Source organism: Sphingomonas sp. 66-10, assembly GCF_001897045.1.
Classification (GTDB): Bacteria; Pseudomonadota; Alphaproteobacteria; order Sphingomonadales; family Sphingomonadaceae; genus Sphingomonas; species Sphingomonas lycopersici.
This window is the reverse complement of sequence record NZ_MKRR01000135.1, coordinates 1-6,501: the sequence shown is the minus strand read 5'-3', so window position 1 is coordinate 6,501 and position 6,501 is coordinate 1. Positions and strand designations below refer to the sequence as shown.

At 61.2% G+C, this 6,501-nt stretch carries 4 protein-coding genes; all 4 read left to right on the top strand.

What is annotated here, in order from left to right:
- The coding region (locus tag BGN95_RS16855; RefSeq protein WP_353744713.1) for a type I secretion system permease/ATPase at window positions 1-2,098 on the top strand (2,098 nt) is incomplete at its 5' end.
- Window positions 2,099-2,101: 3 nt separating this feature from the next.
- Complete coding sequence (locus BGN95_RS16850) at window positions 2,102-3,520, top strand: HlyD family type I secretion periplasmic adaptor subunit (protein ID WP_286773434.1); 1,419 nt, start codon at window positions 2,102-2,104, stop codon at window positions 3,518-3,520.
- Window positions 3,521-3,643: 123 nt separating this feature from the next.
- The gene (locus BGN95_RS16845) at window positions 3,644-4,729 is read left to right on the top strand and encodes a hypothetical protein (protein ID WP_286773433.1); all 1,086 of its coding nucleotides are present in this window, start codon (window positions 3,644-3,646) and stop codon (window positions 4,727-4,729) included.
- Window positions 4,726-6,501 (top strand): Hint domain-containing protein (locus BGN95_RS16840; RefSeq protein WP_286773432.1); only part of this gene is annotated, 1,776 nt, incomplete at its 3' end. The genes BGN95_RS16845 and BGN95_RS16840, both read left to right, overlap by 4 nt.

The window sequence follows — 6,501 nt, the reverse complement described above, 5'->3', positions numbered from 1 at the left end:
CGCGCTGGCCGTCATATTCGGATTTCTCGAACGTCCGGCGGACGTGGCGCAGTTGCGGCATCGGTTGGGTCACGGTGATCCGGCCACAATCGACGATCTGGCACGGCTGGCCAAGCGCGACGGGGTGCGGGCGAGAATCGCGCGGCTCGATTGGGAGGCTCTGGCCAACGCCCCCTTGCCTGCGATCGCCGAGACCAAAACCGGATTCCTGCTGGTCGGGAAGGTCGACGCCGATCGTGCGCTGGTTCAGGAGCCGATATCGGGGGAAATCCACGAGCAGGACAGAGCCGCGTTCTCCGATCTTGCGACCGGCCGCTATCTGCTGCTGACGACGCGGGAAAGCATCGCGGGTGCGCGGCGGAAGTTCGATGTCAGCTGGTTCATTCCAGCGCTCGTCCGCTATCGTCGGCTGCTTGGCGAGGTTTTGCTCGCCTCCTTGTTCATCCAGCTGCTCGGCCTGATCTCGCCGATCTTCTTCCAGGTCGTGATCGACAAGGTGCTAGTCCACAAGTCGCTGACCACGCTCGAAGTGCTGGCGATCGGCATGATCGCGATGTTCCTGTTCGAAACCCTGCTGTCGGGGCTCAGGCAATATCTGTTCGCGCACACCACCAGCCGTGTCGACGTCGAACTCGGCGCGAACCTCTTTCGCCATCTGCAAAGCCTGCCGATGAGCTATTTCGGGAGCCGTCGCGTCGGCGACACGGTGGCACGGGTGCGGGAACTGGAAACCATTCGCGCCTTCCTCACCTCGAATGCGGTGACGCTGGTCCTCGATCTCATGTTTACCTTCGTCTTCCTCAGCGTGATGTATCTCTATTCGCCGATGCTACTCCTGATCGTGCTGATCAGCATCCCGCTCTACATCGGCATCTCGCTCGCAATATTGCCCGGGTTGCGACGGCGGATCGACGAGAAATTCAAGCGTCACGCCGAGAACCAGTCGTTCCTGGTCGAAAGCGTTACCGCGATCGAGACGCTCAAATCGATGGCGATCGAGCCGCAGATGCAGAATCGCTGGGAACGCCAGCTCGCCGGTTACGTCGGCGCGGGGTTCGCCGCGGCGATGCTGGGCAATTGGGGCAGCCAGGCGATCCAGCTCGTCTCCAAGCTGACGATGGTCGCGATCCTCTATTTCGGCGCGAAGGCGGTGATCGCGGGCGAGATGACGGTCGGCATGCTGGTCGCGTTCAACATGCTGGCCGGGCGCGTATCGCAACCGGTGCTGCGGATCGCGCAACTGGCGCAGGATTTTCAGCAGGCGCGGCTCGCGGTCGACCGGCTCGGCGACATATTGAACGCGCCGGCCGAGCCGACCGCGCCGTCGCGTTCGAGCCTGCCGGCGATCGCGGGGCGCATCCGGCTCGACAAGGTGCGGTTCCGCTATCGTCCCAATGCTCCGGAGGTGCTTCGCGGTGTCGAGCTCGATATCGCCCCGGGCGAGATATTGGGGATCGTCGGCCCTTCCGGATCGGGCAAATCGACGCTGACCAAATTGGTCCAGCGGCTCCACGTCCCCGAACAGGGCCGTGTGCTGGTCGACGGGGTCGATCTGGCGCTGGTCGATCCGGCGTGGTTGCGGCGGCAGATCGGGGTGGTGCTGCAGGAGAATATCCTGTTCAACCGCAGCGTGCGCGACAATATCGCGCTCGCCGATCCGAGCTGGCCGATGGAACGCGTCATCGCGGCGGCGACACTGGCCGGCGCGCACGATTTCATCCTCGAATTGCCCGAGGGCTATGACACGCGGATCGACGAGCGCGGCGCCAATCTCTCCGGCGGGCAGCGGCAGCGCATCGCGATCGCGCGCGCGCTGATTGGCGATCCGCGTATCCTGATCTTCGACGAAGCGACCTCGGCGCTCGACGCGGAAAGCGAGGAGATCGTCCAGCGCAACCTGCGCAGCATCGCCGAGGGGCGCACCGTAATGATCATCGCGCACCGCCTCTCCGCGGTGCGGCAATGCCATCGCATCGTTTCGGTCGAGGCGGGCGAAATCACCGAGGCGGGGACGCACGCCGATCTGCTCGCCCGGGGCGGCCGCTACGCCCAGATGTACCGGCGCCAGATGGGTCTTGTCGAACCGGAGGGCGCCTGAGCAATGACCACGCGAACCGAGCGAACCGATTCCGGCTGGCTACGGCACTGGCGTATATTGCGCGACAGCTGGGCGCTCGAGACCGAGCGGCTCAGATCGCGCAAGACGTGGAGCGAAACCGATTTCCTCCCCGCCGCGCTCGAGGTGGTGGAGACCCCGCCCAATCCGCTCGGCCGCATCATATTGTGGTCGCTGGTCGCGTTCCTCGCGCTCGCCTTGATCTGGTCGATCGTCGCCAGGATCGACGTCGTCGCGGTGGCGCCGGGCAAGGTGATCGCGGCGGGGCGCAACAAGCTCGTCCAGTCGGCCGACGGCGGGGTGGTGCGCGCGATTCTCGTCCATGACGGGCAGACGGTGCGGCGCGGTCAGCCGCTCGTCACGCTCGACCCGACCGCCTCGGGCGCCGAGCGCGAACAGGCGCTCGCCAGCCTGCAGACCGCGGCGGTCGACGCGGCGCGATCGCGCGCGATCCTCGGCGCGCTGCGCGGCGAGGGGACGCGGTTCACGCCCCCCGGCGGGGTCGCCGCCGATATCGTCGCGGTGCAGCGCCAGCTGATCGACAGCCGCCTCGCCGAGCTCGACGCCAAGGCCCGCACCCTGCAGGAGCAGGCGAGCGAAGCCGATGCCGCGCGCGCCGGCGCCACGGCGGAGATCGCGCGGCTGCGCGATACCCTGCCCTATCTCGCCGAGCGCGCCGACAAGCGCCGCCTGCTGACCGAGAAGGGCTATGCCTCGCGGCTCGGCCAGCTCGAGCTCGACCAGCAGCGCGTCGATCACGAGCGGCGCATCGGCGTCGAGCAGCAGAACCGGCGCAAGGCCGCGGCGAGCCTCGCCGGGGTGCGCCAGCAGCTCGCCGAGATGCGCGCGCAGGCGATCCGCGAAACGCTCGCCGATCTCGCCAAGGCGGAAGCGGAAGTGCGCATGGCGCGCGAGGAACTGGTCAAGGCGACCCACCGGTCGGGGGTACAGATCGTCCGCGCGCCGGTCGACGGCGTCGTCCAACAACTCGCGGTGACCAGCGAGGGCGCGGTGCTCAAGCCCGCCGATCCGATCCTCGTCGTGGTGCCGGCCAATGCGCGGCTGATCGTCGAGGCGCAGGTCCTCAATCGCGACATCGGCTTCGTCCGCCCCGGCCAGCCGGTGACGGTGAAGCTCGAGGCATTTCCGTTCACGCGCTACGGCACGCTGGAGGGGCGGCTGATGTGGGTCAGCCGCGACGCGATCCAGGACGAGAAATTGGGGCCGGTCTATCAGGCGCGGGTGGCGATCCTCGGCAACCGCCCGACCGGTGGCGGCGCCCCGCTCGACGTGTCGCCCGGGCTGGTGGCGAGCGCCGAGATCAGGACATCCGAGCGGCGGGTGATCGACTTCCTGCTGAGCCCGATCGAGCGGCGGGTGAAGGAAGCGGGGCGAGAGCGGTGAAGGTGGGGCGTAAGCGCTTATAAATGCGCGGGCAGGAAGGTTACCGAATTTTTTGCGATTGATCCGGGTCAAATGCTCGGCGCTATTTGGGTCATAGGCTCCTCGGGTGGAAGGAGCGTGGCGATGACGAGTCGCGGTGGGGAATTTCCTGTAAGATGGCGACGGGCTGGTCTGACTTACGCTGCCTTGTTCGTGGTTGCGCCCTCTGCAGCGCTCTTTGCCCTTGATGGCTGCAGCGCCTCCGCCGCCGATCCGCTGGGCTATCATATCGAAATGGCCTACTCGGCCGGCGGAAAGATCGAAACTGCCTGGATTGATTATCGTTGCCGGACCATCGGTCCGAGATCCCTGGGCTTAGCCGACAGGGCGCTCGACGAAAAAACGGTTCGTATCGGCGGGACAGGACCGCTCAAACTTACTCTCTCCTGGGATTGGCTCTACCGGGGCGCGCCGTGCCCGCCTACCTATTACAAGCCAGCGGACAAAGTAGAGGCAGCTCCGCCCGTTATGGTGATGGATGGGGGCAATCATCCGCGGACCGTGTGGTTTATCCGCACTACCGAGGTAAGAATGCCTAGGCCGCTGGCCGATAAATATATCATCGCCAAATTTGCTGTTCGGCATCTGGCGGAAGTGAAGGAGGGGCGACAGGATCGGCCCGATGACTATCGCGCACTGAAGGTATTTGCGCCGCGTATTGAATTGGTCGGCCTGCCAGAAACGACCCACGATATGCCGGTGACGCGGGCTCACCCACTTTGGCAATGGCTCGCCGGTCAACCAAGTAAGGCAATCGCGATATGCGATATCGCCCGGTTCAATGACATCCTGCTCGGCCTGGAACGTGAGGGTGTCGATATCGATTGTGGACGTGCGGTCCAGCGCACGGAGCCGCCTGCGCCAGTCAAAATCCACCCGTACTTCCTTGATTATGCTGGAAATCGAGTGTGGCGAATTTCAAACCAAGGGCGTTTTCAGCCAATAGTTGCGATATCCAGCAATCATCCGGATTGCTTGACTAAAAAAGCCGGCGCCGAAAAATTCTGGGATAATTGCATCGCCACCTTGGGAGTCGATGGCCGCTACTCCGTCGAGATCTCTGATATCTCGAATCCACTTCTCGTCTGGGACGGGAGCGAAAATCTACTGTACCTCGTCCGATACAAATCAGAACAAGTACTTCATGATGCTATGGAAGAGCGGCCGTGACAAATCCGATCAAGGCGTCTGCCGTACGTGATCTCGCGCTATTATCGGCAGATCTCGCTTCTGTCAATCTTTCAGCTGAGAAAGCAATATTCGATATCAAGGGGCTTCCAAATATCTCATCTAAGGCAGTATTTTCAAAAATTTATTCCAATGCGATGGAGCAGGTCAGGTCGAAGTTCAGCCTGAGCAGCGCTCAAGAGCTTGGCGGGGCATTCAGAACCAGTGTCATTGCGGTTCAAAGCGAGAGCGATCCTCAACAATATCTGATCTCGATCGGCTCGGGCAGTCTGCTGACGCCGCTTTCGCAAGGTGAAAATGGCGCATTGGCGCGCGATTACGCGGCAACGCTCACCTATGTCGATTCGATACGGAAACAAATTCTTGCTCAGGATCGTCAGGCACGCGTTGACGTCGTCGGCGCCTATAATGGCGGCACGCTCGCAAAAGCCTATTCGACTCTCACCGGCGCCAATGCAATCTCATTCAACTCGTCAGTGCTCGACGCAGGAATTCTGGGATCGGTTGATCGATACGCCCGAGAAAATCTGGGATATCCCTTGGGGGTACAGTTCGAAGATTACCCTGATCTCCGCGTCAATTTCACAACGTTCCAGCTTGAAACCGCGGCTCCTTACGAGACATCAATCCGCGCTGCGGTGAACAGCGATGCGCGAGCCTTTGACGAAACGCTTGCGCCCGCGCTTGACGTTGTCAATATTCTGAGCGGCGTAAAGTCCGGCGGTGACGGTTTCTATGATCTGTTCAAAGCGATTAAATCTGCTAATCGCACCGACAGTCTGATTGCGGTTGCAGGGGATTTATCTTTTCAGCGCGCGACAGAATATGGGAGCGACTTCTCGAAGAAAAATTTTCAGTTTGAGGTGCCTACCGACGTTCCAGGATTTCTTGCCGGCGTTGCCAAAAGATGGGGGTTGGAATCTCAAGGCGATATCCAAAGCATCAGGTTTGATAACGAGCTAATTACCTTTGGCGCGGACCGCGCGATTGTCGATACACCGCAGATGCGGATTGAAGACGAGTTAAGGTGGTATGCATATAGTCAGGCCGAGCTGTCTCGCGTAGTTCGAGACGCGCTCGTTCAAGATCCTTTGATTGTTGATAAAATACTGAAAAATAGAGGGTTTTCCAAGCCGTTCAGCAACTTGACATTCAAGGAATATATATACCAAAAATCCCTATATGGTGAGTTTCGCCAATCTATCTTGAACGAAGCGGTCCCTGTAGAAATCAGCTCTACCTGGAATATCCGCAATCATCAGCCGGTCATTGATGGATATCTTCAGGCGTTTACGGATTCGATGCTGCGTGCCGGTGCAACGCCATCCGAAGCGGATATCAGCCTGTTCTATAATCGGATGGGCATTCTCTTCGGACCAGATGGACCGATGGAGGGACGCTTCGATTCGATCGGTTCGGTTCAAGCGCGTAAGTATCTTGTCGATGGCACTGTTGCCGACGCGCTGGACGTACGCCCCGCGGCGAGCAGAAAATATGTCCCGACCTGCTTTCCTGCAGGGACCGAGGTAACGCTCGCGGACGGTTCGACCCGTCCGATCGAGACGTTGAGCGTAGGTGATGAGATACTCTGCTTTCCAGTTGCCGATGCTGCGGCGGGCGCGCTAATCACGGGCCGTATTGCCGGTTTTCGTCAACTGACTGCGCCTGGGCTCGTTCGATCGAATGTGTTCAACGCCACTGCCGATCACGAATTCGTGATGGCCGATGTGTCGTTGCCCCCTAATTGCCTGACG

Coding starts and splice junctions, on each gene's coding strand:
- BGN95_RS16845 (WP_286773433.1), top strand. CDS start 3,644: ATGACGAGTCGCGGTGGGGAATTTCCTGTAAGATGGCGACGGGCTGGT.
- BGN95_RS16850 (WP_286773434.1), top strand. CDS start 2,102: ATGACCACGCGAACCGAGCGAACCGATTCCGGCTGGCTACGGCACTGG.